The sequence below is a fragment of the Oleiphilus sp. HI0132 genome (genome assembly GCF_001635845.1).
In genome coordinates this window covers 1-856 of record NZ_LWGJ01001892.1, presented here as the reverse complement: position 1 = coordinate 856, position 856 = coordinate 1, and the positions used below count along the sequence as shown (strand labels likewise).

Below are 856 nucleotides of genomic sequence, written 5' to 3'. Positions count from 1 at the left end.
TGCGGTCATAAAATTCATCAACCATATTGATAAAGCGCCTCGCCTGATCATCTGTATCGATACTCATCTGAGGGACGTTACTCACGATCACTGCGTGAAATTCTCTTGCGATCTCAATGTAGTCATTCTGGCTTCTAGGTCCATCGCAAAGCTCGGAAAATGTAAACCAAACAACATCGTCAGCGTGCCGTAGCGCTTTAAGAGGGCGACCATTAATCTCAAGCTCTAGCTCGTGTGAACCTGCTTCAACAGCGAGCTGTTTAAAGTATTTATCCAAATTGATATCGGCTTGTGCGTCTAAAGGAAAATGATAAAGCTCAGCCTGCTCAAGTGTACGTAAGCGGTAATCGTTACCGCCATCAACATTCACAACCTCGGTGTACTTGTTAACAAGATCGATAGCAGGCAGAAAGCGATCACGCTGTAGGCCATCCTTGTATAAACCATCTGGAACAATGTTTGAAGTACATACAAGGGAAACACCGTTCGCAAAAAGCTCTTGCATTAAACCGCCAAGAATCATTGCATCACCGATATCGGAAACAAAAAACTCGTCGAAGCAAATTATACGGGCCTCATCACTCAACTTCTTCGCAACGATATGCAATGGGTTCTTTTCGCCTTCAAGCGTAGTCAGCTCCTGGTGAACCCTTTGCATAAAGCGATGGAAGTGAATGCGCATTTTTTGCTCAAAAGGCAGGCTTTCATAGAAGTTATCCATTAGATAAGTTTTACCACGACCCACCCCGCCCCAGAAGTAAAGCCCTTTGACAGGCTCTGGCTTCTTTTTAGAAAACTTGTTAAACCACTTCCCGGCTAAGCGCTTGCGCTCTGCTTCATCTGAAATTAGATTTTC

1 protein-coding gene is annotated in these 856 nt (G+C 44.4%); it reads right to left on the bottom strand.

Annotated elements, in window-relative coordinates:
- Positions 1-856: cell division protein ZapE (gene zapE / locus A3766_RS28575; protein ID WP_156509225.1), on the bottom strand; the 856-nt coding region annotated here is incomplete at both ends.